At 63.3% G+C, this 26,601-nt stretch carries 26 protein-coding genes, 1 tRNA gene and 1 pseudogene; 16 read left to right on the top strand and 12 right to left on the bottom strand.

Annotated elements, in window-relative coordinates; translation table 11 throughout:
* Nucleotides 1-122: 122 nt before the first annotated feature.
* A complete protein-coding gene (gene greA, locus SO156_RS12015; RefSeq protein ID WP_027525218.1) occupies nucleotides 123-596 on the top strand; it encodes a transcription elongation factor GreA in 474 nt (157 codons plus the stop codon).
* A 143-nt stretch (nucleotides 597-739) separates the two neighbouring features.
* Nucleotides 740-1,138 carry a DoxX family protein gene (locus tag SO156_RS12010; protein ID WP_458146539.1) on the top strand — a complete coding sequence of 133 codons (399 nt, stop codon included), beginning with the start codon at nucleotides 740-742 and terminating at the stop codon, nucleotides 1,136-1,138.
* A gap of 8 nt (nucleotides 1,139-1,146) precedes the next feature.
* Here SO156_RS12010 and SO156_RS12005 read toward each other — a convergent pair whose 3' ends face one another.
* Nucleotides 1,147-1,626, bottom strand: coding sequence for an Lrp/AsnC family transcriptional regulator (locus SO156_RS12005; RefSeq protein ID WP_458146540.1), 480 nt, complete (start codon nucleotides 1,624-1,626; stop codon nucleotides 1,147-1,149).
* Nucleotides 1,627-1,896: 270 nt separating this feature from the next.
* Between SO156_RS12005 and trxB the strand changes: the two genes are divergently transcribed.
* The 5 genes and pseudogenes from trxB to SO156_RS11980 form a co-directional block, all read left to right on the top strand.
* Entirely contained in the window at nucleotides 1,897-2,862 is a 966-nt protein-coding gene (gene trxB / locus SO156_RS12000; RefSeq protein ID WP_498534914.1) for a thioredoxin-disulfide reductase, read from the top strand.
* A 5-nt stretch (nucleotides 2,863-2,867) separates the two neighbouring features.
* On the top strand, nucleotides 2,868-3,791 hold the full coding sequence (locus tag SO156_RS11995; RefSeq protein ID WP_027525214.1) for a LysR family transcriptional regulator: 924 nt from the start codon (nucleotides 2,868-2,870) through the stop codon (nucleotides 3,789-3,791).
* Between the two features lie 458 nt (nucleotides 3,792-4,249).
* On the top strand, nucleotides 4,250-5,221 hold the full coding sequence (dapA, locus tag SO156_RS11990; protein WP_498534913.1) for a 4-hydroxy-tetrahydrodipicolinate synthase: 972 nt from the start codon (nucleotides 4,250-4,252) through the stop codon (nucleotides 5,219-5,221).
* Nucleotides 5,222-5,540: 319 nt separating this feature from the next.
* A complete protein-coding gene (locus SO156_RS11985; RefSeq protein WP_458146543.1) occupies nucleotides 5,541-5,690 on the top strand; it encodes a hypothetical protein in 150 nt (49 codons plus the stop codon).
* A gap of 91 nt (nucleotides 5,691-5,781) precedes the next feature.
* Nucleotides 5,782-5,962 (top strand): annotated as a pseudogene (locus SO156_RS11980) (hypothetical protein); the annotation flags it as partial.
* A gap of 134 nt (nucleotides 5,963-6,096) precedes the next feature.
* Here SO156_RS11980 and SO156_RS11975 read toward each other — a convergent pair.
* Nucleotides 6,097-6,774 carry an AAA family ATPase gene (locus tag SO156_RS11975; protein WP_449376819.1) on the bottom strand — a complete coding sequence of 226 codons (678 nt, stop codon included), beginning with the start codon at nucleotides 6,772-6,774 and terminating at the stop codon, nucleotides 6,097-6,099.
* A 598-nt stretch (nucleotides 6,775-7,372) separates the two neighbouring features.
* Nucleotides 7,373-7,750, bottom strand: coding sequence for a hypothetical protein (locus SO156_RS11970; protein ID WP_498534912.1), 378 nt, complete (start codon nucleotides 7,748-7,750; stop codon nucleotides 7,373-7,375).
* A gap of 348 nt (nucleotides 7,751-8,098) precedes the next feature.
* Between SO156_RS11970 and SO156_RS11965 the strand changes: the two genes are divergently transcribed.
* The 3 genes from SO156_RS11965 (at nucleotide 8,099) to SO156_RS11955 (ending at nucleotide 10,197) form a co-directional block, all read left to right on the top strand.
* Nucleotides 8,099-9,043, top strand: a complete 945-nt coding sequence (locus SO156_RS11965) for an AEC family transporter (protein ID WP_498534911.1) — start codon at nucleotides 8,099-8,101, stop codon at nucleotides 9,041-9,043.
* Nucleotides 9,044-9,158: 115 nt separating this feature from the next.
* Entirely contained in the window at nucleotides 9,159-9,572 is a 414-nt protein-coding gene (locus SO156_RS11960; protein ID WP_498534910.1) for a hypothetical protein, read from the top strand.
* Between the two features lie 220 nt (nucleotides 9,573-9,792).
* The gene (locus SO156_RS11955) at nucleotides 9,793-10,197 is read left to right on the top strand and encodes a nuclear transport factor 2 family protein (RefSeq protein ID WP_458146548.1); all 405 of its coding nucleotides are present in this window, start codon (nucleotides 9,793-9,795) and stop codon (nucleotides 10,195-10,197) included.
* Nucleotides 10,198-10,295: 98 nt separating this feature from the next.
* On the opposite strand, the gene SO156_RS11950 is transcribed toward SO156_RS11955, so the two are convergent.
* Both SO156_RS11950 and SO156_RS11945 read right to left on the bottom strand, forming a co-directional pair.
* Entirely contained in the window at nucleotides 10,296-10,490 is a 195-nt protein-coding gene (locus tag SO156_RS11950) for a hypothetical protein (RefSeq protein ID WP_458146552.1), read from the bottom strand.
* A 384-nt stretch (nucleotides 10,491-10,874) separates the two neighbouring features.
* A complete protein-coding gene (locus SO156_RS11945) occupies nucleotides 10,875-12,650 on the bottom strand; it encodes an adenylate/guanylate cyclase domain-containing protein (RefSeq protein WP_498534909.1) in 1,776 nt (591 codons plus the stop codon).
* 536 nt (nucleotides 12,651-13,186) lie between these two features.
* Between SO156_RS11945 and SO156_RS11940 the strand changes: the two genes are divergently transcribed.
* Both SO156_RS11940 and SO156_RS11935 read left to right on the top strand, forming a co-directional pair.
* The gene (locus tag SO156_RS11940; protein ID WP_458146554.1) at nucleotides 13,187-13,537 is read left to right on the top strand and encodes a hypothetical protein; all 351 of its coding nucleotides are present in this window, start codon (nucleotides 13,187-13,189) and stop codon (nucleotides 13,535-13,537) included.
* Nucleotides 13,538-13,677: 140 nt separating this feature from the next.
* Nucleotides 13,678-14,064 carry a hypothetical protein gene (locus SO156_RS11935; RefSeq protein ID WP_498534908.1) on the top strand — a complete coding sequence of 129 codons (387 nt, stop codon included), beginning with the start codon at nucleotides 13,678-13,680 and terminating at the stop codon, nucleotides 14,062-14,064.
* Between the two features lie 32 nt (nucleotides 14,065-14,096).
* On the opposite strand, the gene SO156_RS11930 is transcribed toward SO156_RS11935, so the two are convergent.
* The 3 genes from SO156_RS11930 to SO156_RS11920 form a co-directional block, all read right to left on the bottom strand.
* Nucleotides 14,097-14,173: transfer RNA gene (locus SO156_RS11930), tRNA-His, on the bottom strand.
* Nucleotides 14,174-14,441: 268 nt separating this feature from the next.
* Nucleotides 14,442-14,876 carry a phasin gene (locus SO156_RS11925; protein ID WP_458144916.1) on the bottom strand — a complete coding sequence of 145 codons (435 nt, stop codon included), beginning with the start codon at nucleotides 14,874-14,876 and terminating at the stop codon, nucleotides 14,442-14,444.
* 519 nt (nucleotides 14,877-15,395) lie between these two features.
* Complete coding sequence (locus tag SO156_RS11920) at nucleotides 15,396-15,779, bottom strand: phasin family protein (protein ID WP_498534907.1); 384 nt, start codon at nucleotides 15,777-15,779, stop codon at nucleotides 15,396-15,398.
* A gap of 334 nt (nucleotides 15,780-16,113) precedes the next feature.
* Here SO156_RS11920 and SO156_RS11915 point away from each other — a divergent pair, with 334 nt between their 5' ends.
* Complete coding sequence (locus SO156_RS11915) at nucleotides 16,114-19,395, top strand: PAS domain-containing protein (protein WP_498534906.1); 3,282 nt, start codon at nucleotides 16,114-16,116, stop codon at nucleotides 19,393-19,395.
* 8 nt (nucleotides 19,396-19,403) lie between these two features.
* Here SO156_RS11915 and SO156_RS11910 read toward each other — a convergent pair whose 3' ends face one another.
* Nucleotides 19,404-20,615 (bottom strand): NnrS family protein, encoded by a 1,212-nt coding sequence (locus SO156_RS11910; RefSeq protein WP_498534905.1) that lies wholly within the window; start codon nucleotides 20,613-20,615, stop codon nucleotides 19,404-19,406.
* A 137-nt stretch (nucleotides 20,616-20,752) separates the two neighbouring features.
* Here SO156_RS11910 and SO156_RS11905 point away from each other — a divergent pair, with 137 nt between their 5' ends.
* Entirely contained in the window at nucleotides 20,753-21,466 is a 714-nt protein-coding gene (locus SO156_RS11905; RefSeq protein WP_498534904.1) for a Crp/Fnr family transcriptional regulator, read from the top strand.
* On the opposite strand, the gene SO156_RS11900 is transcribed toward SO156_RS11905, so the two are convergent.
* On the bottom strand, nucleotides 21,467-21,664 hold the full coding sequence (locus SO156_RS11900; protein WP_458144921.1) for a DUF1858 domain-containing protein: 198 nt from the start codon (nucleotides 21,662-21,664) through the stop codon (nucleotides 21,467-21,469).
* Nucleotides 21,665-21,760: 96 nt separating this feature from the next.
* The gene (gene hemN / locus SO156_RS11895; RefSeq protein WP_498534903.1) at nucleotides 21,761-23,113 is read right to left on the bottom strand and encodes an oxygen-independent coproporphyrinogen III oxidase; all 1,353 of its coding nucleotides are present in this window, start codon (nucleotides 23,111-23,113) and stop codon (nucleotides 21,761-21,763) included.
* A gap of 282 nt (nucleotides 23,114-23,395) precedes the next feature.
* Here hemN and nirK point away from each other — a divergent pair, with 282 nt between their 5' ends.
* Nucleotides 23,396-24,493 carry a copper-containing nitrite reductase gene (gene nirK / locus SO156_RS11890; protein ID WP_458144923.1) on the top strand — a complete coding sequence of 366 codons (1,098 nt, stop codon included), beginning with the start codon at nucleotides 23,396-23,398 and terminating at the stop codon, nucleotides 24,491-24,493.
* A 50-nt stretch (nucleotides 24,494-24,543) separates the two neighbouring features.
* Complete coding sequence (locus SO156_RS11885) at nucleotides 24,544-25,422, top strand: SUMF1/EgtB/PvdO family nonheme iron enzyme (protein ID WP_498534902.1); 879 nt, start codon at nucleotides 24,544-24,546, stop codon at nucleotides 25,420-25,422.
* A 517-nt stretch (nucleotides 25,423-25,939) separates the two neighbouring features.
* Here SO156_RS11885 and SO156_RS11880 read toward each other — a convergent pair.
* On the bottom strand, nucleotides 25,940-26,590 hold the full coding sequence (locus SO156_RS11880) for a CoA transferase subunit B (RefSeq protein WP_458144925.1): 651 nt from the start codon (nucleotides 26,588-26,590) through the stop codon (nucleotides 25,940-25,942).
* Nucleotides 26,591-26,601 lie beyond the last annotated feature (11 nt).

The following is a 26,601-nucleotide window of genomic DNA, read 5'->3' as shown; positions in this document are numbered from 1 at the left end:
GTTCCGGCGCCAGCCCCACATAACGTTCCGGTGGCCGTGTGTTCAGCCCCGGGATCACCGACGAATCAAGGTTGCTGCGCCCTCCGTTTTTGTGGGCGCGGGGCCGAAGGACGAGAGAAGAGATGGAAAAGGTTCCGATGACTTCGGCCGGATTTGCCGCGCTCGGAGAAGAATTGAAGCATCGCCAGTCCGTGGATCGTCCGCGGATCATCGAGCATATCGCCGAGGCGCGCTCACACGGAGACCTGTCGGAGAACGCGGAATATCATGCCGCGAAGGAAGAGCAGTCCCACAATGAGGGCCGGATCGCCGAGCTCGAGGACAAGCTCGCGCGCGCCGACATCATCGACATCTCGAAACTGTCCGGCGACACCATCAAGTTCGGCGCCACCGTGACGCTGGTCGACGAGGACACCGAGAAGAAGACGGTGTGGCAGATCGTCGGCGAGGTCGAGGCCGACGCCAAGAAGGGCCGCATCTCCATCACCTCGCCGCTCGCCCGCGCGCTGATCGGCAAGAAGAAGGGCGCCTCCGTCGAGGTCAACACGCCCGGTGGCGCCAAGGCGTACGAGATCACCAAGGTCGAGTGGCGGTAATCCGTGCCGCGGTACCGAAGGGAAAAGCCGCGCGACCAGCGCGGCTTTTTTGTCTCTCGGTCGTTGCACGATTGTAAACGGCCGCGATTGTGAACCATGACATCCTCGGCCATGCTCTCTTGGCTGCATCAAGGGAGGACACGATGGACGTCGATCGTATCGCCGCGCAGAGCCAGCCCTATCTGCTCAGCTTGTTCCGCTTCATCACCGGACTTCTGCTGTTCCAGTTCGGCGTGGCAAAACTGTTCAAGTTTCCGCCGGTCGAGATGTTCGCGGACGTCACGCCGCTGTCGCTTTGGGGCATCGCCGGCATGATCGAGCTGGTGTTCGGCGGCCTGTTGATGCTGGGCCTGTTCACACGCCTCGTCGCCTTCATCCTGTCGGGCGAGATGGCGTTCGCCTATTTCATCGAGCATCTGCCGAACAGTTTCTTCCCGCTCGTCAACGAGGGGACGCTGGCGATCCTGTTCTGCTTTGCCTGCCTTTATCTTGCCTCCGCCGGCGGCGGTCCGATCAGCGTGGACGCCATGCGGCAAGGATGAGTCTTGCTTCAGCGCCGCCCCTTTACCTCGAGCGGCACGGCGGCTTCGTATTTCGAATTGTGCAGCACCAGCGAGGTCCGCACGTTGCGCACGTGCGGCGCGGCGGTCAGATGCGTGACGAAATCCTGGAACGTCGCCATGTCCGGCGCGACGCATTTCAGGATGAAATCGACCTCGCCCGACAGCATCCAGCATTCGCGCACCAGCGGTTCGGCGCGCACGAACTGCTCGAAGGCGCGCAAATCCGCCTCCGCCTGGCTCGACAAATGGACGGCGGCGAACACCGTGACGTCGAAGCCGAGCTTTCGCGAATCGAGCAGCCCGCGATAGCCGTGGATGAAACCTTCCTCCTCGAGCGCCCGAACACGGCGCAGGCAGGGCGGCGGCGAAATGCCGACGCGCTTGGCCAGCTCGACATTGGTGATTCGTCCGTCAGCCTGGATCTCGGCGAGAATTTTGAGATCGATCTCGTCTAGGTTCCGCGACACGTGATTGGAACTCCTGGCTTTAGGGCGGTATCGGGTGGCTTCGTCGCAATCCTCATAACCAGTCCCGCCAAGATGCGCAATTTTATTGCGCGTGCAGCGCAACGGTCTTTTGTTCCCGGGGGGAAAAATCCGCCGACATGGGCTGCAATTCTTGCATAGCTCGCCAGATGGCTTAGATTAGCAACTGACATTTCAGCGCCTCCGCGGCGCCTTCCCAGGCACTATCCGCGCCCGCGCTGCAACTCCCCCAAGAGAGAGGCACCGGTCCACATGCGCGCGCCCATCCATGCCAAGGTCGTCATCATCGGCTCCGGCCCCGCCGGCTACACCGCGGCGATCTATGCCGCGCGTGCGATGCTCGAGCCGATCTTGATCCAGGGCATCCAGCCGGGCGGCCAGCTCACCATCACCACCGACGTCGAGAACTATCCGGGCTTTGCCGACGTGATCCAGGGTCCCTGGCTCATGGAGCAGATGGAGAAGCAGGCGGTCCATGTCGGTACCAAGATCGTCACCGACCTCGTCACCAAGCTGGAGACCGCGCAGCGGCCGTTCCGCCTCACCTCCGACAGCGGCGACGTCTATCTCGCCGACACCGTGATCCTCGCCACAGGCGCGCAAGCGCGCTGGCTCGGGTTGCCGTCCGAAGGGAAATTCCAGGGCGGTGGCGTGTCGGCCTGCGCCACCTGCGACGGCTTCTTCTACCGCGGCAAGGAAGTCGTGGTGGTCGGCGGCGGCAATACCGCGGTCGAGGAAGCGCTGTACCTGACCAACCATGCCTCGCAGGTCACCATCGTGCATCGGCGCGATCACTTCCGCGCCGAGCGCATCCTGCAGGAGCGTCTGTTCAAGCACCCGAAGATCAAGGTGATCTGGGATTCAGCCGTCGACGAGATCTGCGGCACCGAGAACCCGAACAAGGTCACCCATGTGCGACTGAAGAACGTCAAGACCGGCACGCTCACCGAAGTGAAGGCCGACGGCGTCTTCATCGCCATCGGGCACGCGCCGGCGACCGAGCTCGTGAAGGGCCAGGTGAAACTCAAACCGTCGGGCTATGTCGAGGTCGCCCCGAACTCGACCGCCACCTCGGTGCCCGGCCTGTTCGCGGCCGGCGACGTCGCCGATGAAACCTATCGCCAGGCCGTGACGGCCGCAGGCCTCGGCTGTATGGCCGCACTCGAAGCCGAACGTTTCTTGGCCTTGCGCGCCAGCGAGCGCGCGGCAGCGGAATAGCGATCATGCCTCGAACACGCGACGGATTTACCGATATGGACTGGGACAAGCTGAAGGTGTTTCACGCGGCGGCGGAAGCGGGCAGCTTCACGCATGCGGGCGAGCAACTCGGCCTGTCGCAGTCGGCCGTGTCACGCCAGGTCTCGGCGCTGGAGCAGGAGCTCTCGGTCTCGCTCTTCCACCGCCATGCCCGCGGCCTGATCCTCACCGAGCAGGGCGACCTCTTGTTCCGCACCGCGCATGACGTGTTCATGCAGCTCCAGGCCGCGCGCGCCAAATTGACCGACAGCCGCGAGCGGCCGAGCGGCGACCTCAAGATCACGACCACGCCCGGCGTCGGCATCAACTGGCTGATCCCGCGGCTCGGCGAGTTCACGGCACTGTACCCGGAGATCCGCATTTCGCTGATCGTGACCGACGAGGAGCTCGACCTCTCGATGCGCGAAGCGGATGTTGCGATCCGCACCCGCAAGCCGACGCAGCCGGATCTCATCCAGCGCAAGCTCTTCGCGATGGGCTTCCATGCCTATTGCTCGCCGGAATACATCAAGCGTTTCGGCACGCCGCGCACGCTCGAGGAGCTCGATGCTCACCGCATCATCACGCTCGCCGACGGCAACTTCGCGCCGCATTTGCAGAACCGCAACTGGCTGGTCGAAGCGGCGCGCAACGGCTCGGGCCCGCGCGAGGCTTACTTCAAGGTCAACAACATCCTCGGTCTCGTACGCGCCTGTCAGCAGGGCCTTGGGATTGCGGCGCTGCCGGATTACCTCGTCGAAGAAAACAGCCGCCTCGTGCAACTGTTCGGCGAATCGGACTCGATTCAACTCGATACCTATTTCGTCTATCCCGAGGAGTTGAAGACGGTCGCGCGCGTGCAGGTGTTCCGCGATTTCGTGGTGAGCAAGGCGCAACGCTGGCCTTCCTGATTTCCGCATGACTGACATGCGACCTCGGCTGTTGCTGCAGGGCTCTAGCCGAGCCCATACTCTCTCCACGCTGAGCCTTCGCGTTGCGCATTTGTCCCCCTCCTCCAGTGGCGCGGGAGTTCAGTAATCCCTCTTGGAAGGTGATTGTGTCGGCCTCACGTGGCCAATACCTAAGCCGGGCCCTTCGGGTCCGGCTTTTTTTCTGCCAATTCGGCCTTCGCTTTCCGCGTGTATTGACAGTTCCACATATCCCCCGCATCATTTGCACACGATGATCACGAATTCGTGCGCAATTCTCTCGAAGGCGATCGCCTCGAAAAAAGCCCCCCATCCGGGGCTCAGGGATGTTTGCGCGCGCTAAACCTTCGTCATCGTCGCGATCCCGAAAACCCCGCCGTCTGGACGGGGTTTTTTCATGTGCCCTCCGTCTCAGACCTCAACTGAAAAGGAGATGGAACATGACCGATCTGAGACAACAATTGCAGGGCCTCTGGCTGCCTCTGGTGACACCGTTTCGCGACGGCCGTCTCGACGAGCGCTCGCTGCGGCAGCTCACGCGGCACTATGCGCGCGAGGCGGTCGACGGCTTTATCCTGGGCGCGACCTCCGGCGAGGGCATGACGCTGAAGGGCGCCGAGCTCGAGCGCCTCGTCGCAACCGTGCGCGAGGAGCTCGCCGCGCACCGCCGCAGCGTTCCCATCGTTCTTGGCCTCTCCGGCGCGGACACCGCGCGGCTGAAGGAAAGCCTGGATGAGACCGCAGACTGGCCGATCGACGGTTATCTGATCGCGAGCCCCTACTACCTGCGGCCATCGCAGCGCGGCCTCTTGGCGCATTTCGAGGCGCTCGCCGATCACGCCGCCTGGCCGATCGTGCTCTACAACATTCCCTATCGCACCGGCATCAATCTCACGAACCAGACGCTGCTCCGCCTCGCCGACCATCCCAACATCGTCGGCCTGAAGGATTGCAGCGCGAGCCGCGAGCAATCCGTCGCGCTGCTCCGCGACAAGCCGGATCACTTTCGTGTGCTGACCGGCGAGGACGCGCACACCCATGAGGCGCTGAGTGACGGCGCCGACGGCGCCATCCTGCTCTCCGCCCACATCGAGACCGCAACCTTTGCTGCGATCCAAACCGAGCTGAAGCGCGGCAATGCCGACACCGCGCTCGCGCGCTGGCAGCAGGTTTCGGAGCTGACGCGGCTGTTGTTCGCCGAGCCGAGCCCGGCGCCGGCGAAGTATTGGCTATGGCGAACAGGCCTCATCGAAAGTCCCGAGGTGCGCCTGCCGATGGTCGAGATCGGAAGCGAGCTCGCTGCTGCGCTCGATCGCGAGATCGCGCGGAGGTCGGAAAAATCGGCCTATGGGGAATCGTCGGTGGCTCCACGCCCTGACGGCGGCATGGCAACGCCTTTCATGCAGACCTGAGTGGGGCCGAGTCGAGACGTATCCGATGTCCGATTGGCTGCGCCGCGATATCGGCCTGACCGAAGACGTCATGACATCGGCATTGGAGCGGATTGACGACATCAGGCGGAGGCACGGCGAGTGGCTCTAGCAGCTGCGAGATCGTGAAGAAGATAAGTCGCTTTGCCTCTCCCCGCTTGCGGGGAGAGGCAGTGAAGCAGCCGCGCCTGTGGTTAACCGCGCCTCAACGGCCTTCGCAGGCGCCGCATGGCGCATCCACGGCTCGTTTACGCATCGCGCCCTATCGTTTCTCTCAAGGACCAATCCATAGGGGGAAACCATGGGACATCGTATCCGGCCGACGGCCGCGGAACACTTCGCGCCCGCCGATCTCATGCAAGGACTTCTGGTAATCTCGTCGTTCGGCTTCTGGGCCCTGATGCTCGGCCTGATGCCGGTGCTGCTGTTTCGCGTCTGGCTCGCGGGCTGACGCGAGGATAGTTAATCGGCGGTAGCGTCCGTGCTCGAATTGTCCGGGAACCAGCGAGGCGGATGTTAAAACGTTTCTAGTATCACTCGAGCCCGCAAGCGAAGAACTCGCGGGGGCGTTTAGTGAATACTCGAAATGACATGGCGCCTGGCTACCAGGCCGCCGAGCAGCAGGGCTTTACCACCGAGGACATCCTTTGGGCCGCCGGCATCTGGTCGGTCATCCTGACGCTGTCACCGGTGATCGTGTTCTACATGCTGATGGTGGCGTAGAGCATGATCCGGAAAAGTGGATACCGGTTTTCCGATCAGATCATGCTTACCTAAAGAGCTTCCACCGGCACCTGAAACGCAAAACGCGCGGGCCAACCGCGCGTTTTTCGTACCTAGAAAATGAATAATGAAAACTACGCGGCCTGCTTGTGCATTGCGCCGGATGCCGACGCCGTGCCTCGGATTGCCTTGACTGAACGCTCGATCGCAGCCCACAGCCTCGCGATCTCCTGCGCGGCGCGGCTCTCGGCCTGATATTCCCGTGCGCCCTCGCCGTGGCTCAGCGCCATCAGCAGGTCCGAGCGGTTGGTGATCTGGCCGCCCCAGACCGGCGCGCGAAACTTGGCGAGCGCCTCGCGGGCGATGGTGACGATCGGGCTTTCGGCTTCGTCGCGACGGGCGGGTGCGCCGTTGAGCACGACCGCGTAGGGCTTGCGCGCCGCGCGGCACATCTGGATGGTTTCCTGCACCGCGTTGACGTCGAACACGCCAGGCCGCGCCGGAATGACCACCATGGTTGCGTTCTTGATCGCGTCGTCGACGACGGCCGACAGGTTCGGCGGCGTGTCGATCAACACCCATTCATAGCCGTCGCGCTTGGCAGCGGAGACGATGCCGCTGACCGAGTTGACGGCAGCCTTGATCGGCGGTTCGTTGGTGCCACGCAGCTTGTGCCACAGCGTGAGCGAGCCCTGCGGATCCGCATCGACGAGCAGAACTTGTTTACTCGCCTTGATCTGCGCGGCGAGATGAGCAGCAAGGGTACTCTTGCCCGAGCCGCCTTTACGCGATGCAAAAACAATAACGTTCATACCCTTGGCCTCCAGATTGACCCCAGGTCGCGAAAATGAATCAGCACGCTGATTCGTGAAAGAAAAATTTACCGGGAGTTGCGTTGAAGCCACGAAATAAAAGGCGTGTTGGCTTTTGAGTCACACTGCACGCGGGGTCACGGACATGAATTGCCATGAATGACCGTTCGCGACGGCAAATCGTGCATTTTTCGAGCAATCGTTCGGGAAACGGCGGCACGCAACCTGCCCGAGCAAATCGATTCCCGACTCTTTGCAGTCGGGCGAGGGCAAATTGCTGCAACGAGTTCGCGGAGTGACGCGAACAAAAGGAGTCCTTCAGCTGACATCACACATCATCACTGAGTGATTTTTACTCAGAGGTGTAAGCCGTGGTCTCGGTAACCTCCCCCGCTTGCGGGGAAGCATAGGCCGCCCTTGGCGGCCGTCTCTGAAGAACGCCGAAGCGAAGCTTCGGCTATGGCGCTCGAAGAGCGCGGCGGGTGAGTGCTCTTTCCTCTCGGGGGTTCTCGATCGTGGAGACACCCTCTCCCCACCCTCTCCCGCAAGCGGGAGAGGGAGCGCAGCTTGCCTGATGCTGGAGTTCTTTCGCGAGGCGCTAGGTATCGTCGGCTTTCGGCTTCTTCTTGCCGGACTTGCTGCTCGCCGTGGTCTTCTTCGCCGCCGGCCTGCTCGAGGTCTTCTTCCTCGCCACCGGCTTGATGTTGACGGGCTGACCGGTTGCCTCGCCCGGTTCCGGCCCCTGGCGGAAGAACACCGCGCACTGCGGTGAGAGCTGCGACTTCTTCTGGATCATGCAGGCGGTGATGGCGTCGACGTTCGGAACGAACTCGCCGCACAGCCGCATCGCGTCGGGCGAGCAGGCCTGCTGCTGCTCGGGCGTATAGGCGAGGCTTGCGCGAGGCTGGACGATGACGGCCAGGGCGATCGCGGAGATCGCCGCGACCAGGAACTTCTCGAAACGAAACGCCAGCATGATCCCCCCTATCTTTCCAAGTCGGAGAGAATAGTGGGTGAAGCCTTCCGCGTTGGCAACCGAGCCGCGAAACGAAAACCGAAAGCTGTGCGCTCCGGGCAACAGGCATCTCGAGTGTGACGAGATCAGACTCGATTGTGGCCACGAGGGAGATCGGACCCCCTCGCCCGCTTGCGGGAGAGGGAGCGCCGCCTCCTCAAACAAAAAGCTCGAAAACAACCCCATGCAAAGTAGGAATTCTACGGATTTTACGAAATCAATTTGACACGTCGGGCAAATCAGCGGCAATATGCCAGCATCGAGGGTGTGTGGGGTGGTCAGCGGATATCCCCTCAAGGTGAGGGCCGCATGGCTACCGTGTTGATCGTCGCGCCGGTGTTTGCCCTGATCGCGGCCGGCTATGCGGCGGTGCTGTTTCGCTTCGTCTCCGAGAGCGCGCACAAGGGCATCTCCGAATTCGCCTTCAGCATCGCGATTCCCGCGCTGATGTTCCGCACCATCGTCGTGTCGGAATTCCCTCAGCTCAGCGCCTTTCGGATGTGGGGCGCCTATTACGGCGCGCTGGCCATCACCTGGATCGCGGCGCTCGCGCTGTCAGCCCTGCTGCGCGAGCGGCGCGACGACCGCGCGGACGGCGTCGTGTTCGCGATCGGCTCGGTCTACGGCAATATCGTGATGCTCGGCATTCCCCTGACGCTCTCGGCGCTGGGAAATGAGTCCGCAGGGCCGATGGCCCTGATCCTGTCGGTGAACACGCCGCTGCTCTGGCTCTGCGGCACGCTGCAGATGGAGCTCGTCGACCGCAAGCAGAAGGGCTCGGCCCTGTCGATCATCCTGCCGGTGATTCTGGATCTGGCGCGCAACCCGATCATGCTGGCGATCGGTTTTGGCCTCATCTGGCGTTTCACAGGGCTCGGCCTTCATCCCGTCGTCGACAGGACGATCGAGCTGCTCGCACAGGCGGGATCGCCGGCTGCGCTGATCGCGCTCGGCATCAACCTGTTCCGCTTCGAGGTCAAGGGCGAGAAACTCAGCATCGTCGTGATGAGCGCGCTCAAGCTGCTGGCGATGCCGGCGGCCGCGTTCGTGCTGGCAAAGCTGCTTAACCTTCCGCCGCTGGCGGCCGACGTGGTCGTGCTGTTCGCGGCGATGCCGACCGGCGCGAATGCCTACATCTTTGCGGTTCAGTATCAGCGGCTGGTGAACCCGGTATCGGGGGCTGTTGCGCTGGGGACGGTGCTGGCTGCGGTGACGCTGCCGGCCGTCGTGTTACTCGTCGCGCATCTGCAATAGCGGTCCGAACAAATTCCGTAAAAATCGAACGCTACAGATCCGGTGTGAGATATGTCACGCCCGTCAAGGTTGCCGGAGATTATGCTGCGCCGAACCTCATAGCAGGATGCGGCCCATGCAAATGCTCTTACACGATCATCTCGCACAGAACTGGCCCATGCTGGCCGAGCTATCCCCAACGCAGGAGCACCAGTGGGTCGCTCTTTTCAAGGCACTGATCGCCTTGCTAGGGGCATCGGGCGCCGCAGCCTCCATAACGACATACCTCACTAAGTTCCAGCACATGGATCTGATACTGGCTCCGACGGTGTTTGTCGGCATTTTTCTCGTTGCGCTCTCCGTCGGATTGATGGCTATCGAAAACCGAAGTCTTGGTCTTCATGCGGCGAGTGCAAAAGTTTCAAAGCAGCTCTCCCTGAGATTCCGTAGTCTAGCGGCGGCATCTATGATTGCCGGGTTGCTGATATTGCTGATGGCGTTCATCACGTGGACGTACATCTTAACGCATCCGCCAATGCCGCCGCATTGAACCAGCGCGTTGAGCTTGGTTCGAAGCATATCCGAGAGATCCGCAAGTCAGCGCCAGATCAGCCACAGCAGCCGCCAGCCGGATGACGAGTTACTTCCCGGGATCGGCCCGTGCTGGCGGGCCAAGCAGGCATCGATCAAGTTTGCGCCCAGCGTTATAGATTTTGCCTTTGCACGCGAAGGTAGCTACCCTGCGATGAGGCGTGTTGCAGGAGGCGGATATGGGACATCGCGAAGACATGCTCGAAGTCATTAGAAGCGCTTACGCGGCGCGCGGTAGCGGCGACGTGGAGGGCCTCGTGGGAGCTTTTCATCCCGAAGGTGTGTTCACTCTGGTCGGCGACAACAGCGCGCTCGAACTGACCGGGAGTGCTCAGGGCCACCCGACCTTGCGAGGGGCCTTCGGCCAGTTCATTGCCAATTTCGACTTCATAGAGCGCGAAATCCTGAGCGAGTTGGTCGAAGGGCAAAGTGCTGCGGTGCACTGCCGCATCGTCGTCCGATATCGCCCCACCGGGAAAACCTTCAGCACCGAGGTCATGGACCTGTTCAAATTTCAGGACGGCAAGATCGTCGAGCTGATTGAGTTTGCGGACACCGCGCAGATCAAAGCCGTGATCTCCTAGGGTGGCGAGTGATGTGCGCACTCAAGCTGCCGGCGGGCCGCATTCTTGCCGGCCAAGCTGTCCAGGCCGACGCGGTAGTCTACGTCGCGCAAACCAGGTTAAGCGACTGCCGTCAACCTGCTGTCCGCATCGGTGCTTGTGAAGAGTAGCCGCCTGCGGATGGCTTCCTCGACCAGCGCCAGTGTCTGCTTTGCTTCGCGGGCATCAGCCTCGGCCGCCTGAGCGCGAAACTCGATTGCCGTCAACTGATCTTGCTGAGCTTCGATGCGCTTCTGGGCTTCCTCGAGAGCCATAGAGGCTTCCCTTAGCTTGCGCTCTGTCGTGGCTATGAGTTCGCGTTGCGCCCGCTCAGCGGCCTCGGCTCGCGCTTCCGTCTCGCGAACACTCTCCTCCATGCTGCGGAATAAATCCGCTGCCTGATATACGAGCCCGAGAGCCCGAGCACCCGTGTTGGGCGAGGAGGACCTTGCAAGCCCAAGGACGTTCTCCCCATCCGGTATTGATCTGCTGAAACCGCGCTGCGCCATCCAAATCAGCTCCACCGCGAATAAAGTAAGGGGAGCACGATGACGCACTTATGGTAAACGCGCGGTTAAGGGAGCCGCTGTCTGGCGCGGCCGCCGTCGAGATTCACAGGGCTATGCGTTCGCTACAGGGAACGAGGCGGGACACCAGGCTCATTCGGGCAGCCCCGCTTTCCGAAGGCCCTCGATCTGCAGCTTTGCGTTTGATTGTCCACCCCGAGCGATCCATGCAGATATTGTAAAGCCGGGATCGACCTCAAGCAGACGCGCCGCCGCCTCACGCGCCTCAGCGTCACGTCCGAGATGGGCGAAAGCGGACGCAAGACAGCGATAAGCTGGCCCAAAAAAGGGGCTCTGACGTTGGGCTTTCTTCCCCGCCGCGATGGCCTCGTCAAAGCGACCAAGCTCAATCAAGGCAAGCCCCATCCCAGCAAACGTATGACGTAGCCGCGGGTCTACCGGGCTCACGCGCATGGCGCGTTCAAAGCTCCGGACCGCTTCCTCCGGCCGCCCCGCAATTCTATTGACATGGCCTCTGCTGCTCCATGCGGCAAATGAATTCGGGTTGAGCGCGACCGCCCGGTCAGCCATTTCGATCTCACTTTCACAATCGCCGATCATGAACGCCGAGATTAAGCAAGCGTATGCCAACGTTTCCGGATCACCATCGTCGACGCTTAAAGCCAAACGAAAGAGCCGGACTGCTTCCTTGCGCTCGAATTGAGCATCGGCCGCATAGCCAAAAAGGACCCTTTGCATGTGACCGAGACCTGCCAGAGCCGCGACGAAGCCGAACCGAGGGTCAAGCTCCAAAGCGCGATGAGCCAGCCTGATCGCCTCGGCCAAACCTTCGGCGGTGGTTAGGTAAAACTGCGGCAAGGCCCGGAGATAGAAATCATAGGCGGTAAGGTTCTCTGGCCGCCGCCGCATCGCCATTGCAATTTCCGTTTGAAGCAACTTTGGCCGAATGGCTGAGACAACGGCGACCGTGACTTCATCCTGGAGAGCGAAAACGTCCGTTAAGTCACGCTCGAACCTGTCCGCCCATAGATGTGCTCCCGTCACCGCATCAATCAACTGTCCTGTGATCCGAACCTTCCCCGATGCCTTGCGCACGGCCCCCTCAAGGACATAGCGCACGCCGAGCCTGCGTCCGACCTCCTTTATATCGACGGCTTTGCCTTTGAAGGTGAAGCTCGAATTGCGAGCGATCACGAACAACCATCTGAACCGCGAGAGCGCGGTAGTGATTTCCTCAACCATCCCATCCGCGAAGTATTCCTGTTCGGGGTCGCCGCTCATGTTCTCAAACGGCAGAACCGCAATGGAAGGCTTGTCGGGTAGCGGAGGCGGGCTCTCAGTCTCAGCAACACGCGCGGAAGCAGCCTCTCGCATTTCCCTCAGCGCACCCACCTGATAGGCCCTGATTGGCTCTTGGATGTTCTTCACCTGCTGAACACCAAGGTCCACAAAGGTCACCGGCAAGACCTTGCGCACCTGATCGTGCGTCACAGCGGAAATACACACGCCTCCCGGCTTCGCAATCGACTGTAGCCGCGCGGCAATGTTCACACCGTCGCCGAAGAGGTCCCCAGCGCGTATCATTACGTCACCGATGTGGATACCGATGCGGAAAAGTATGCAGCGATCAGGCGCGAGACTGGAGTTCGCTTCGGTCAAAGCAGTCTGTGCCTCCACCGCGCACTGCACGGCGTCCACGGCGCTTCCGAACTCCGCAAGGACACTGTCGCCCGCCGTGTTGGCTATGCGGCCCCTGTGTTCCCCAATGAGCCTGTCGAGGATTGCTCTCCGTTCGGTCAGGCCTTTGAGCGTGCCTACCTCGTCAGCGCCCATGAGGCGGCTGTAGCCTTCGACATCCGCTGCGAAGACTGCGACGAGCTTGCGGCTGACCTCGCCACGGTCTGACATTGCTATCCCGAGGAAGCCTGAGTTAAGCCAGTTATCATTCCGCAACCGGGATAATGCGGCAAGGTTGTACGGCGATTGGGGAGCGGGGGCAATTTGGATGGCGCTGGTACAGTTGGGTGGATACCACAGCCAGCCAGCTTCATCATTGATAAACCTAGGCTTTTCGCCCGCGTAGGGGCGGCGTTTGTAGCAGCATTTTGTATAAGCGCAAAGCCAGGTTTCCCGTTCGTCGCCGGTCGGTTCTCCTTTGGCTGCAGTGTCGCGCCGCTACGCCAACGGACGCGTGTTCGCCACAGAGAACGAGGAGAAGCACCGGTTTCATTCGGACACCTGTTTTCCGAAGACGCGGTCACACAAGAGCGCGTTCATCGACGCATAGGCTGCAGCGTTGGACGAAAAGTGTTCTGATCCGCCCGAACCTTTGCATGTTTTTCCCGACTTATAGTGAACAGGTTCACATAGCGCGTTTTTGACTACGGCTAAGGTGCGTATGGAATTCGTGGTGGGAATATCTCCAATCGAACAGGGGGAACCCCATGAAGAGGCAGTTCTTGATTGTGACCGCCGTCGCCGCCATCGGACTCGTGGCGACCAATCATGCGAATGCGTGCGCATTGCATCTTCCAACCTTTGAACTTACGGGCTTCCCGATCTCGCGGCATCAAGTGGCAGTGCTGGGTGCAGCCCAAGTGGAGGAGAGTTCGGTTACGCCAAACCTAATGTTGGCTGGTATGCCGGCTTCTCCCCATCAGATCGATGTTCTGAAGCCACGGGCGAACAGACTGAAAATAGCTCAGGCTGCGGACCATCCCAGTCTAGTCACCGTTGGCCTGGCGAGCCCCAGCTCGCAGCAAACCACTATTCAGGCGCCGTGCGCCTCCGAGTGATTCTTCTGAATGGGCTACGCGTGCCGTTTGCTGAGGCTGGCGAAGTACCCGGGCCGTTCGTTGTGCCAGTGGACTGATCCGGCGATATCTCCTCCCTTGACCTGCGCCGATTTGTTATCTGACGATTTGGATTGACGCCTATGTTCCGTATTCTGTTCGCCGTCGCGCTGATGGTATGGACCGGCGCCGTGCTCGCGCACGATCACAATCGGACTGATCTGTCGAAGTGGTTTGAGACGCTTCACGACCGAAAAGGGGATCTGTGCTGCGATGGTAGCGAAGCGATGCATTTGTCCGAGATAGATTGGGAGATTAGTGGCAACCGTTACCGCGTCCGCGTGCCGACAACGTCTGGGGGCTACCAGCGTGCGAAGGCCGGCGCCACCAACGTGGAAACCGAATGGGTTCACGTGCCCCACGATGCCGTGATCGACGAGCCGAACAGGGCTAGCGTGACGCTGGTCTGGCCGCTGTACGGCCCGATGGGTGTGAGTGTTCGCTGCTTCTTGCCGGGAACGATGATATGAAGCGCGCGGTTTGTGTTGCGACTAGATGGCGCTGGTACAGTTGGGTGGGCTCGAACCACCGACCTCCTGTTCCACAGACAGGCGCTCTAACCAACTGAGCTACAACTGCATTTTCGCGCGAGCCGCCCTTGAGGCTGCCTGAAAGGCTTGAAGCGCCGAGGGGGGCTGGACGGGCCGGAAACTAGGTGCAACGGCTCTGTTTGGCAAGGCCGCAGCTAAGCTAAAATCCGCCCCTAATCACCCTATTCCAAAACAAAACCCGGGCCGTGGGGCCCGGGTTTCTTATTCCTTGGGCATGATCTTATCGGAAAACCGCTTCACATTTTGCGCTAACGCGGCCCTTCGGGTCCGGATCATGCCTAACGGCGCCGATCGGCTCAGGCGGCGGGCTTGTAGAACTTCGCGGCGTTCGCCTTGATGGGTTCGACGGTCTCGCTGGCAACGCGCTGGCCGAGCTCGGCAAGCTCCTTGGCCTGGGTCTGGAAGGTCTCGAACTGCTTCTTGGTGTGGGTATTCCACAGCTCCATCGCTTCCGACGGCGACTTGAGGCCGAGCAGCTCCTGGGCGAAGTCCAGATGCGCGCTGGTGTTGGCCTTCGTGAATTCCATCAGCTTGGCGGTATACTCGCCAAAGCCCTTGTTGGCGGAGGCGAACACCGCCTCGATGGTGCCGTTCTGGCTTTCGGCAGCATCCTTGAACTTGGCGTAGCTTTCGCGGGCTTGTGACACGCCCTTTTCAGCAAACGCACGCATCTGCTCGGGGACCTCGAACGGAATGATCGAGGCGGAGAATGGATCAGTCGCACCTGTCATGGTTAACCCTCACAATGGTCGAAGAAACGAGTGAGCCGTCTGGCGCCCGCCGGCCATGATGGCGGGACGGGTACGGTCGAGATGGAAACGCTTAAAACGAGATGGCTCGCCCAGCGCCTCCGGTTATCTACGGATATCATGTCAACATTGTGCGTCGCAATGCGACATCAGGTGCGACGCCGCAATTTAATCCCGGCCAAGGGTAGTTCCTGGCCGGGGGAACCCACGGTTGCAGGTGCGTGATGCGTGCCACGAAGGAAGCGCGCGCCCCCTCTCCCGCTTGCGGGAGAGGGCTGGGGAGAGGGTGTTTCCGCGTCGGGATTGTCTGAGATTTGCGGAGAAAGCCCCTGGGTGGAGAGAGCCCCCACCCGGCGCTTCGCGCCGACCTCCCCCGCAAGCGGGAGAGGTTGAGTGAGCCCGCGGCGCGAGCGGAGCGACCATCGGGCCGCAACGTATGTGGGGCGATGGATTCCGGGCTCGATGCTTCGCATCGCCCCGGAATGACATCCACTTACGGCTTCAGTGCTTCGGCTTGGTCGCGTCGATGGCGGCGCGGCTGACGGCCTGGCCCATTTCGCTGGCCTGCTCGGCCAGTGCCTTCATCTGCGCCTGCACGTATTCGCCGTGTAGCCGCATGATCTCGGACAGGTCCTTGGCGTGGATCAGCGACTGGGCGTAGTCGAGCGAGGCCTGCACGTTCCTCTCGGCAAAGGCCAGCGCGCGGGCGTTGAGGTCCTTGGCGCCGGCGCGCATGGTTTCGCCGCGCTCCTCGATCGAGCCGGCCGCGGCCTGGGCGCCGCTGAGGAATTTCTCGAACGCATCGCGCGCCTGCTTGAAGCTCGTCTCCGCCATGGATCGCATCTCCGGCGGAATCTCAAAACGTTCACGGGCTGGTTCGCTCATGCTGCCACTCCTGTTGTTTTGGTTTCGGCTTGGCAACCCGTTTGGGCTGCCGTTTTCTGGAAGCGCCGCCAGCATCACCGGCGCGATGGCGGCCCGCTTCCCTCAGGGCCCCACAGCCTCTTACCCACATGCAACGCACGGGCGGGCTTGCGGGTTCAGCAACATTAAGGTTATCGCGGCTATGGTCGCTCTTCGGGGGCCGGGGCCCGTGGACCTGCCGGCGGGGGCGGGCGATACTAACCCTTTCTTAAGGCTGCCATTCCCGCAGGCCGCCTCGACGATGACGAGCAAGAGACGATCAAGAATTGCGTGACCACCAGAACAAGCCGGTTGGATGAATAGCTCGGATTTCCAGTTGCGAGGCGTGGACGATCCGCGGCTGGCCGTGCATGCGACCTCTCCCCTGCCCGCATGGCTGTGGTCGATCGACGGCGCGCGGGTGGTCTGGGCCAATCCGGTCGGCGCAAAACTGTTCGGCGCTGCCAATGCCGCCGAGCTCGCCAAAAAAACCTTCGGGCCGGCCGATCCGCACCGCCGCCAGGTCGCGCAGCTCGGCCGACGCCTGTTGCCCGGCGGCGCCGTGCGGCTGGAGCGGCTGCGCGGTTTTGGTAGCACGCTCGGCATGCTGATGACCTGCGCCTGCGCGCGGCTCGAATTTCCCGACGGCAGCCACGCCGTGCTGGTCGCCGCGATGTCATCGAGCGGCCGCGTCATGCCGCTGGTCGAACGGCTGCAGCGCCTTGTCGAAGGCGCTGATGTACCGATGGCGGCGTTTGCGCCGGACGGCCTGTTCGTCGGCGCGAGCGAGACCGCGCGCACCCTGCTCGGCATTCCCGATCTCAATCACGCAGGCCTTGCGCAGGCACGCAGCGATGCGCTCGCGCAAGGGCGGGCCAGGACGCCGCTCGGCATCGGCCACATGGTGCTGCAACGGGTCGGCGTAGGTGCCGATACCGGCCTCGTCGCGCTGTACGAACGCGGCGCATTCGAGGCCGCGCATGTGCCGCGAGATGTTGCGCCGGACGCGCCCGAGGCGCCGCCGGTCGAGGCTGTTCAATCTGCGGCGCCCATGGCACCGGCGGTACCGGACTACGAGCAGCCGGCGCTGGCCAACGAGGCGCCGGCCGAATTTGCGCTGTTCGATGCCTTCGCCGAACCACTCGACGCCGAGACGGTGGAGACGCCCGCGCCGGTTGAAGATGCGGTTGATAACCCGGACAAGGACATTGTCTCGCCCAAAGCCGAGCCGACCCATGCGGCGATGGACCAGCCGCCCCCAGCTGCGGATGCGCCTGCCACGCCGCGCAATCAGCCTTTGCGCTTCCTGTGGCAGATGGATGCCGTGGGGCGCTTCGTGCTCGGCTCGGACGATTTCATCCGCCTGATGGGCACGCACACCGCCGCCGGCTTCGGCCGGCTGTGGTCGGAGATCGCAGAAGAGTTTGCGCTCGATCCCGAGGGGCGCATCGCGAGGGCCCTCGCCAGGCGCGACACCTGGGCCGGCATCACCGTGAACTGGCCGGTCGATGGCGGCGAACGGCTGCCGGTCGAGCTCGCCGGCCTGCCGATCTATGACCGGCTGCGCAACTTCGCGGGCTTCAAGGGCTTTGGCGTCTGCCGCGATCTCGACGGCCTCAACCGGCTCGATGCGCTGAGGCGCTTCGAGCTGTTCACCGATCCGCCCGCAACGCCGCGCCCATCGGCCGACACCATCCCGCCCGTCACAGAGCCGGAGCCCGCACCGCCGCCGGCCGTATCAGATAGTCCAGAGCCCATTGCCGAACTGCCCGAACCCTTGATCGACGCGAATTCACAACAAGCCGATTTGGATAAGCAAGTGGAAACGCCCCCCAACGTCGTGCCATTCCGTCCGCTCGGCGACAACAAATCGCCGACGCTGACGCCAGTCGAGAACTCCGCCTTCAACGAACTCGCCCGGCAATTGTCCGAGCGGCTCGAGCGCGAGCGGGACGCGGCCGCAGCCTCCGTCGAGCCGCAAGAGACGACGCAGGCGACCATCGAGGAGCCACCGGCTGCGCCCGCAGAGGAGAGGCCGCGCGAACTGGCCGAATGGCTGATGACCGAGCCCGAGCCGCCGCCGCGCGGCGAGGCCGTGCGCGACCGCATGCTGCTCGATCTCATGCCGACCGGCATCCTGATCTACCGGCTCGACCGCCTGCTCTACGCCAACCCCGCTTTCCTCGCGCGCGTCGGCCATCCCAATCTGGGCGCGCTGGAGGAAGCCGGCGGGCTGGATGCGCTCTACGTCGCGCCGGGCGTGTCGTCGGAAAGCAGCACGTCGGAGGCCGGCACGCCGGTGACGATCAGCGCGACCGATGGCTCTGAGGCGACCGAGGCCCGCCTGCACACGATCATCTGGGACGGCGACACCGCGCATGCGCTGATCTGCGAGCTGCCGGCGCCAGCGCCCGTCATCGCCGAAGCCGTCACTGCTGCGGAAGAGCCCGAGCCCGCGTTCGAGGACGAGCTGGAGCTCGAACCCGGTCAGGCCAATGCGGAAGATCTCGCCGCGATCCTCGACACCACGGCCGAAGGCATCGTCATGTTCGATGCCGAAGGCAACATCCATGCCTGCAACCGCAGCGCCGAGGCGCTGTTCGGCTATGACGGCGAGACGTTGCTGCAGCAGAACCTCACGACGCTGTTCGCGCCGGAGAGCCAGCGCGTGGTCGTCGACTATCTCGACAGCATCAGGGGCGGCAACATCGCGAGCCTGCTCGACCATGGCCGCGAGGTGCTGGGCCGCGAGTGCAAGGGCGGCGTCATCCCGCTCGCCATGATCATGGGCCGCACCCAGCCCGACGGCCCGAACTTCTTCGCCGTGTTCCGCGACCTCTCGCAGACCAAGCAGGGCGAGAGCGAATTGAAGCAGGCGCAGCGCCTCGCCGACGGCGCGGCCAACGCCAAGGCCGACATGCTGGCGCGCATCAGCCACGAGATCCGCACCCCGCTCAACGCCATCATCGGTTTTGCCGAGGTGATGATCTCCGAGCGCTTCGGCGCGCTCGGCAACGAGCGCTACGGCGACTACATGAAGGACATCCGCGCCTCAGGCGAGCGCGTGATCGCGATCGTCGACGATCTCTCGGAGCTTTCGCGGATCGAGACCGGCAAGCTCGATCTCACCTTCGGCAATCTCAACCTCAACGACCTCGTCGAGGCCTGCGTCGTGGTGATGCAGCCGCAGGCCAACCGCGAGCGCATCATCATCCGCACCTCGCTCGCGCATGCGCTGCCGCAGGTCTCGGCCGATGCCCGCGCGCTGCGGCAGATCGCCGTGAACCTGATCGGCAATTCGATCCGGCTCGCCAGCGCCGGCGGCCAGGTCATCGTCTCGACCGCGCTCACCGACCGCGGCGAGGTCGCACTTCGCATCCGCGACACCGGCCATGGCCTTTCCGAGCAGGAAGTCGCCGCCGCCATGGAGCCGTTCCGCACCCCGCCGCCGCTCGATGCCTCGGAAAGCGCCGGCCTCAGCCTGTCCCTGATCAGGGCGCTGGTCGAAGCCAACCGCGCGCGCTTCAACATCAAGAGCGCGGTGAACACCGGCACGCTGATCGAGGTCGTGTTCGCCCCGTCGCTGGCGCGGGCGTAGAGCTGATCTCAGCGCGCCGCTACAGCCGCGCGCGGGATTGCCAGCGCGCGCCATTTGCTACCGACGAGCAGCGGGCCAAACGCGATTGCAAAACCTGCGAACGCCGCGACCCAGCCGAATGCTGCAACGTGCAGCAGCACCTCGCCGTGCGCGGGCGAGACCACGGCACAGATGCGCGCCAGCGCTGCCACGATGATCGCGGCGTAGATCGCTTGCGTCGCAACGGAGGCCGTCAGCGCCTGCCCGGTGTGGCCGAGTGTTGCACGCGTCATCACCGCGAGCGTCATGGTGCCGGCCGCCCCCGCCATCCAGGCGTGGATGCCCGCGCTTGGCGGCAGCGCGCCGAAAGCGGCCGCCGCGTGCAGGAGGAAGCCGAGCGGCACGAAGGCGTAGCCGACATGCAGGATCAGCAGCAGCCGCTCGCGCGTGGTGCGGTCGCCGGCCCAGCGCGCAAGGCGCACGATGTGCAGCACACCGACAAGCGCCATTGCAACACCCGTAAGCGCACTCAGCGGGCTCGCGATCCAGCACAGCAGCGCCAGCGCGCTTAGGGCGATCACGACGCCGTCGAAGCGGCCGAACGGCACCGGCAGGCGGCCGGGATTCATCTTGACCAGCCAGTTCCGTGTGAAGCTCGGGATGATGCGCCCCCCGATCAGCGAGATAAGCAGCACGACCACGGCGATGCCGACGCGGATGCTGTAGTCCGCCGCGCCTTCGATATGCGCCTCCAGATGGAACCCGACGTTGCCGGCGAGCAACAACAACACCAGCATCACCACCGGCAGATTGCGCCAGTTTTTCCCGGCGGCGATCTCACGCAAGGCGGCGGCGACGACCAGCGCCAGGAAGGCGGCATCGACCGCAAGCGCAACGGCCCAGCCGAGCCCGGCCGAGCACGTCACCGCGATGCGGCCCGCAAGCCACACGATGACCAGGGCCGCCAGCGGCGTGCCCTGGATCGGCAACCGTCCGGTCCAGTTCGGGATCGCCGTAAACAGGAACCCGGTGATTACAGCGGGCAGGAAGCCATAGAGCATCTCATGCACATGCCAGTCGCGCGGCGCGAACGCAGAACTCAGCGACAGCTCGCCATAGAACAGCGGCAGCCAGACCAGGATCGACGCGGCAGCCTGGATCGCGGCCAACAGGAAGAACGGGCGGAAGCTGTGCGCCAGCAGCGGCCAGCCTTGGTGGTTGCGGGTACGGGCGCCAGCCATATCGGTAAACTCCGGCTCAATCGGGCTTTGCACACAAAAATACCGGCGCCGGACCGGCATGTTTTGCGCTAACGCAAATTGCCGGCCGAATGGCGTGCGATCACAAAGTCCTGAAAGGTTCGCGCCATGGAGGCAGAATGGCCAAGGTCGACCCGTCACTGGTTGCGCATTTGCCGCTGTTTGCCGGCTTCACGAACGAGGAACTCGAGGAGATCCTGCGCGAGGCGCGCTCGTCGCGTCATCCGAAGAACAGTGCGGTCTTCGAGCAAGGCGAGGACGCGCATTCCTTCTTCCTGCTGCTGCATGGCCATGTCCGCGCCGCCAAAACCACGCCAACCGGCGAGCAGATCGTGGTGCGCTATGTGGCACCCGGCGAGACTTTTGGGCTCGCGATGGCGATCGGGCTCACGCAATATCCGGCGACCGCGACCGCGGTCGACGACAGCGTCGTGCTGGCCTGGCCGACCGGCAGCTGGCCGCGGCTGGTCGAGAGGTTCCCCCCACTCGCGACCAACACGCTGCTGACCGTCGGCGCGCGCTTGCAGGAGAGCCACACCCGCGTGCTGGAAATGTCGACCCAGCAGGTCGAGCAGCGCGTCGCGCATGCGCTGCTGCGGCTTGCGAAGCAATCCGGCAAGAAGCTCGATCACGGCATCGAGATCGACTTCCCGATCAGCCGCCAGGACATCGCGCAGATGACCGGCACCACGCTGCACACCGTGAGCCGCATCCTGAGCGGCTGGGAAAGCCAGGGCCTCGTCGAAAGTGGCCGCCAGCGCATCATCCTGCGCGAGCCGCACAGGATTTTCGTGCTGGCGGAACAGAGCGCCGACGGCGGGTCGGCAGGTTGATCACGCCGGCACGCTCTCGCACAGCGCGGCCAGGAACTCTTCGCGATCGATACCATGCTCGCGGCAGGCATCGTCGACGGTGTGGAAGCAGCCGATCGGACAGCCGACGCACGCCATCCGGAATTCCAGGAACACGCGGATCGTGTGCGGCGCCGAGCGCATGATGTCGTCGACGAGATCGTCAGATCGGAAGGACATGGGCAACTCCGTTCCGATGCGACGATAGCGGCGCTGTCAATGCCCTCTTTGCTGAAGCGCAAGCTTGCACCAGTTCCTCGATGAGTGGGAGAGACCTCACACCGCCCGGCTGTGCAGCTGCTTGGCGGCGTCCAGATGCGCATCAAAGGCGGCAGCGACGCTGCGAACGAGGAAGCGGGAATCCCTGGCGACCGCGAGCCAGTCGCCGTCGAGCCTGACCACGCCATCGGAGATCAGCGTCTTCAGCCGCGGCGCGGATTGCAGCATGCTATCAGCTCTCGCGCCGTGGCGGGCGCAGATCGCGCCGAGATCGGCGCCGTAGTCGCACATGATGCGCTCGATGATGTCGGCGCGCAGCCGATCGTCGCCGGTCAGCGCGTAGCCCTTGACGGTTGCAAGGCGACCAGCCTCGATGGCCTTCGCATAGGTAACGATCGACACTTCGTTCTGGACATAGCCCTGCGATACATGGCCGATGGCGCTGGCGCCGAAGCCGAGCAGCACGTCACTCACATCGGTCGTGTAGCCCTGGAAATTACGGCGCAACGTCTTGCTCTCGAAAGCAAGCGCCATGGCATCGTCCGGCCGTGCGAAATGGTCGAGCCCGATCTGCACATAGCCTTCGTCCTTCAGCGCGTTGGCGATCGCGCAGGCCTGGTCGTGACGCGCCGGGCCGTCGGGCAGAAAAGCCTCGTCGATCTTGCGCTGGTGCTTCTTGAAGGTCGGCACATGGGCATAGCCGAACACCGAGAAACGGTCGGGCTCGAGCTCCAGGCTGCGCCGCACGGTGTCGAGACAGGAGGCGATGGTCTGGTGCGGCAATCCGTAGATCAGGTCAAAATTGACGCCCTTGATGCCGGCGCGCCTTAAGCTCCGGGTGACGGCGGCGGTCTGTTCGAAGCTCTGCGCGCGGTTGATCGCAAGCTGCACGCGCGGATCAAAACTCTGCACGCCGAGGCTGGCGCGGTTGACGCCAGCAAGCGCCAGCGCGGCGGTCATCTCCGGCGTCAGCGCCCGCGGATCGATCTCGATCGCGATCTCGGCCGACGGCAGCACGAAGTACGCCTGCCGAATCGCCGCCATCAATTCCGTAAAAGCTTCGGGCGCCATGATCGTCGGCGTGCCGCCGCCGAAATGGATGTGCGCGACCTTGATGCGGCGATCGATGGTGTCGGCCACCAGGTCGACCTCGCGGCGCAGCGTCTGCTGATAGGCGGCGATCAGATCGTCGCGGCGGGCGATCTGGGTATGGCAGCCGCAGTACCAGCACATCTTGCGGCAGAACGGCACGTGCAGATAGAGCGAAGCGCTGACATTGGTGGGAAGCTCGGCGAGCCATCGGCCGTAGGTGTCGGCGCCGACCGCGGGCGAGAAATGCGGAGCTGTCGGGTAGCTCGTATAGCGCGGCAGACGTTCGTCGCCATAGCTCGCCGCGAGATCCGCTCTCATGTCCTGATCCATCCTGATTCAAGGGTTTGCGGACGCAACATCCTCGCCCGTGTGCCTTGGCTTATCCCGGATTTGAGCCGCCGACCTTGCGCTTGCTCAAAGTGCGGCGATGACTTGAGCATGCGAATGAGTTGCTCGCAGCCGCCCTGCTCCGGTTACCGACCTAAGTACTGCTCCGGAGGCAAATCAGGCGAAAGATTGTCGCAGCGCAAACTCTCTTGCACCAGGAAGCGCAGAGTAGGTCCCGTCATCAAAAACCATCTCAGATGAAGGATGCTTCCGATGTTCACCCGCAGAGCCGCATTGATCAGCGCCGCCGCGACCGCCCTGATGCTGGCGACCCCCGCTTTCGCCGCCGACGATCTCAAGCTGCCGCGGCAGAAGGTCGAGCTGGTCGCACCGCCCTTCGTGCATGCACACGAGCAGGCCACCAAGCAGGCACCCAAGATCATGGAGTTCACGCTCACGATCCAGGAGAAGAAGGTCGTCATCGACGACAAGGGCACCACCTTCCAGGCCATGACCTTCAACGGATCGATGCCCGGGCCGCTGATGGTCGTGCATGAAGGCGACTATGTCGAGCTGACGCTGGTCAATCCCGCGACCAACTCCATGCCGCACAACATCGACTTCCATTCCGCGACCGGTGCGCTCGGTGGCGCCGAGCTGACGCTGGTCAACCCCGGCGAACAGGTCGTGCTGCGCTGGAAGGCAACCCGCACCGGTGTGTTCGTCTATCACTGCGCTCCGGGCGGCCCGATGATCCCCTGGCACGTCGTCTCCGGCATGAACGGCGCGGTGATGGTGCTGCCGCGCGACGGGCTGAACGACGGCAAGGGCCACGCGCTGAAATACGACAAGATCTACTACATCGGCGAGCAGGACATGTATGTGCCGCGCGACGAGAAGGGCAACTTCAAGTCCTATGACTCGCCGGGCGAGGCCTACACCGATACCGAGGAGGTGATGAAGAAGCTCACTCCGAGCCACGTCGTGTTCAACGGCAAGGTTGGCGCACTCACCGGCAAGAATGCCCTCACCGCCAATGTCGGCGAGAACGTGCTGATCGTGCACTCGCAAGCCAATCGCGACAGCCGCCCGCATCTGATCGGTGGCCATGGCGACTATGTCTGGGAGACCGGCAAGTTCAGTAACGCACCGGAGACCGGGCTCGAGACCTGGTTCATCCGCGGCGGCTCGGCGGGAGCTGCGATGTACAAGTTCCTGCAGCCCGGCATTTACGCCTATGTCACGCATAACCTGATCGAGGCGGCCGATCTCGGTGCCACCGCCCACTTCAAGATCGAAGGCAAGTGGAACGACGATCTGATGACCCAGGTGAAAGCGCCTGCGGACATCCCGCCTTCCGGCACCAACTAGCGACGAAGGGGCCGGTGATCACCGGCCCCTTCTTCTTTCGGGGGTTCACCATGCTGGTCGCATTCAAACTCAAACTGGCGCTCGCCTGCCTCGCCGGATTCGCGACGCCGCTGGCCGTTGCGCCTCTGATGACTGATGTCGCCACGCACAGCGCGGCGAGCGATCCGGCGATCGTCGAGATCGCCGCCGGCAGTTTCAGCTATCGTGCCGCCGGCGATTTCACCCGCGCGGGCCAACAGGCGGAAGCGCCGCTGCGCAAGATACGCTTTGCAAGGCCGCTTGCGATCATGCAGCAGCAGGTGTCCTCCGCCGACTATCAGCTCTGCGCGAAGGACGGCGCGTGCCGCGCGCTCGACCGCGATGTCGTGGTCGCACCCGATCGCCCCGCAGTGCAGGTGAGCTGGCACGATGCGCAGGCCTATGCCGGCTGGCTGTCGCGCAAGACCGGCAGGAGCTGGCGCCTGCCGAGCGATGAGGAATGGGCCTTTGCCGCCGGCAGCAAGTTCAGGGATGACGGATCGCCGGTCGACGCCGCCGATCCCGCGAAGCGCTGGATCAACCGCTACGAGCGCGAATCCGAACGCGACCGGTCGGACTCCGCGACGCATCCGTTCGGCAAGTTTGGCCTGAATGAGCACGGCGTCTCAGATGTCGCCGGCAATGTCTGGGAATGGACCTCGACCTGCTTCGTGCGCGAGCGGGTCGACGAGAACGGCAATGCGGGCCGGCAGACCGTGAATTGCGGCGTGCGCGTCGCCGAAGGCGCTCACCGTGCCTACGTCACCGACTTCATCCGCGACGCCCGCGCCGGCGGCTGCGCCCAAGGCGTCCCGCCCGCCAATCTCGGCTTCCGCCTGGTGCGCGAGGAGACGTCGTGGGTGGCGAGCGTGTCGCAGCGGCTCGGCAGGGCGTTGTCGGCGAGGTTGTAGCTATCCACGCGCGCTGCGTTGGGGGAGCGCCGTAGCCCGGATGGAGCGCAGCGCAATCCGGGATAAGTCCATCCACTTGCACGCGCCCCGGATTTCGCTTCGCTCCATCCGGGCTACGACGACGCTTCGTGTTGCGCTGGAAAATTGGAAGAGTTAGGCCCCTCCTCACTCTCTGGCGCCGTAGGGTGGGCAAAGCGAAGCGTGCCCACCATGGCCCCGCGATCGCAGAGAGATGGTGGGCACGGCGCTTCGCGCCTTTGCCCACCCTACAAACTGAGACGGGCGATCCGGTATTCCAGAGGCGGTGATGGGATACGGATAAGCTGCGGCGTACTGGATTCCCCGCTTGCCGCCTTCGCTAAAGCTTCGGCGGGTCAAGACCTCACGCCTCGGCGAAGCCTTGGCGTAGCCGGGTCGCGGGGAATGACGGCGGTGACGTGGACGTGGAACCGCGCCAATGACGCAAAACGAAAATGGCCGGGACGAGCCCGGCCACGGCAACGATCAAATTCGACGCTCAGCTATTCTTCAGCGCGACACGAAACTCGGCTTCGGTCTTGGACTTGACCTCATCGAGCGTGACGCCGTCGGCGAGCTCGATCAGGGCCATGCCGCCGTCGCCGTGCTTGTCGATGGTGAAGACGGCGAGATCGGTGACGACCATGTCGACCACGCGCTCGCCGGTCAGCGGCAGGGTGCAGCTCTTCAGGAGCTTCGCGCCGTCCTTGGCGGAATGCTCCATCACCACCACGACGCGCTTGACGCCCGCGACGAGGTCCATCGCGCCGCCCATGCCCTTGACCATCTTGCCGGGGATCATCCAGTTGGCGAGGTCGCCGTTCTGGGCCACCTGCATGGCGCCGAGGATCGACAGGTCCATGTGGCCGCCGCGGATCATGCCGAAGGAATCGGCGCTCGAGAAATAGCTGGTCGACGGCAGCTCGCTCACGGTCTGCTTGCCGGCGTTGATGAGATCGGCGTCCTCTTCACCTTCATAGGGGAACGGGCCCATGCCGAGCATGCCGTTCTCGCTCTGGAGGCTGACGTCCATGCCGTCGGGGATGTAGTTCGATACCAGCGTCGGGATGCCGATGCCGAGGTTGACGTAGTAGCCGTCACGCAATTCCTTTGCGGCGCGCGCGGCCATCTGTTCACGGGTCCAGGCCATCTTATTCTCCT

It is taken from the genome of Bradyrhizobium sp. UFLA05-125, from assembly GCF_059803515.1.
Note: the sequence above shows the minus strand (reverse complement) of the source record. Positions and strands in the feature narration are given on the sequence as shown.

What these genes read in the sequence shown, in the direction of transcription:
- greA (WP_027525218.1), top strand. Translation starts at nt 123, where the DNA reads ATGGAAAAGGTTCCGATGACTTCGGCCGGATTTGCCGCGCTCGGAGAA.
- SO156_RS12010 (WP_458146539.1), top strand. Translation starts at nt 740, where the DNA reads ATGGACGTCGATCGTATCGCCGCGCAGAGCCAGCCCTATCTGCTCAGC.
- trxB (WP_498534914.1), top strand. Translation starts at nt 1,897, where the DNA reads ATGCGCGCGCCCATCCATGCCAAGGTCGTCATCATCGGCTCCGGCCCC.
- SO156_RS11995 (WP_027525214.1), top strand. Translation starts at nt 2,868, where the DNA reads ATGCCTCGAACACGCGACGGATTTACCGATATGGACTGGGACAAGCTG.
- dapA (WP_498534913.1), top strand. Translation starts at nt 4,250, where the DNA reads ATGACCGATCTGAGACAACAATTGCAGGGCCTCTGGCTGCCTCTGGTG.
- SO156_RS11985 (WP_458146543.1), top strand. Translation starts at nt 5,541, where the DNA reads ATGGGACATCGTATCCGGCCGACGGCCGCGGAACACTTCGCGCCCGCC.
- SO156_RS11975 (WP_449376819.1), bottom strand. Translation starts at nt 6,774, where the DNA reads ATGAACGTTATTGTTTTTGCATCGCGTAAAGGCGGCTCGGGCAAGAGT.
- SO156_RS11970 (WP_498534912.1), bottom strand. Translation starts at nt 7,750, where the DNA reads ATGCTGGCGTTTCGTTTCGAGAAGTTCCTGGTCGCGGCGATCTCCGCG.
- SO156_RS11965 (WP_498534911.1), top strand. Translation starts at nt 8,099, where the DNA reads ATGGCTACCGTGTTGATCGTCGCGCCGGTGTTTGCCCTGATCGCGGCC.
- SO156_RS11960 (WP_498534910.1), top strand. Translation starts at nt 9,159, where the DNA reads ATGCAAATGCTCTTACACGATCATCTCGCACAGAACTGGCCCATGCTG.
- SO156_RS11955 (WP_458146548.1), top strand. Translation starts at nt 9,793, where the DNA reads ATGGGACATCGCGAAGACATGCTCGAAGTCATTAGAAGCGCTTACGCG.
- SO156_RS11950 (WP_458146552.1), bottom strand. Translation starts at nt 10,490, where the DNA reads ATGGCTCTCGAGGAAGCCCAGAAGCGCATCGAAGCTCAGCAAGATCAG.
- SO156_RS11945 (WP_498534909.1), bottom strand. Translation starts at nt 12,650, where the DNA reads ATGTCAGACCGTGGCGAGGTCAGCCGCAAGCTCGTCGCAGTCTTCGCA.
- SO156_RS11940 (WP_458146554.1), top strand. Translation starts at nt 13,187, where the DNA reads ATGAAGAGGCAGTTCTTGATTGTGACCGCCGTCGCCGCCATCGGACTC.
- SO156_RS11935 (WP_498534908.1), top strand. Translation starts at nt 13,678, where the DNA reads ATGTTCCGTATTCTGTTCGCCGTCGCGCTGATGGTATGGACCGGCGCC.
- SO156_RS11925 (WP_458144916.1), bottom strand. Translation starts at nt 14,876, where the DNA reads ATGACAGGTGCGACTGATCCATTCTCCGCCTCGATCATTCCGTTCGAG.
- SO156_RS11920 (WP_498534907.1), bottom strand. Translation starts at nt 15,779, where the DNA reads ATGAGCGAACCAGCCCGTGAACGTTTTGAGATTCCGCCGGAGATGCGA.
- SO156_RS11915 (WP_498534906.1), top strand. Translation starts at nt 16,114, where the DNA reads ATGAATAGCTCGGATTTCCAGTTGCGAGGCGTGGACGATCCGCGGCTG.
- SO156_RS11910 (WP_498534905.1), bottom strand. Translation starts at nt 20,615, where the DNA reads ATGGCTGGCGCCCGTACCCGCAACCACCAAGGCTGGCCGCTGCTGGCG.
- SO156_RS11905 (WP_498534904.1), top strand. Translation starts at nt 20,753, where the DNA reads ATGGCCAAGGTCGACCCGTCACTGGTTGCGCATTTGCCGCTGTTTGCC.
- SO156_RS11900 (WP_458144921.1), bottom strand. Translation starts at nt 21,664, where the DNA reads ATGTCCTTCCGATCTGACGATCTCGTCGACGACATCATGCGCTCGGCG.
- hemN (WP_498534903.1), bottom strand. Translation starts at nt 23,113, where the DNA reads ATGAGAGCGGATCTCGCGGCGAGCTATGGCGACGAACGTCTGCCGCGC.
- nirK (WP_458144923.1), top strand. Translation starts at nt 23,396, where the DNA reads ATGTTCACCCGCAGAGCCGCATTGATCAGCGCCGCCGCGACCGCCCTG.
- SO156_RS11885 (WP_498534902.1), top strand. Translation starts at nt 24,544, where the DNA reads ATGCTGGTCGCATTCAAACTCAAACTGGCGCTCGCCTGCCTCGCCGGA.
- SO156_RS11880 (WP_458144925.1), bottom strand. Translation starts at nt 26,590, where the DNA reads ATGGCCTGGACCCGTGAACAGATGGCCGCGCGCGCCGCAAAGGAATTG.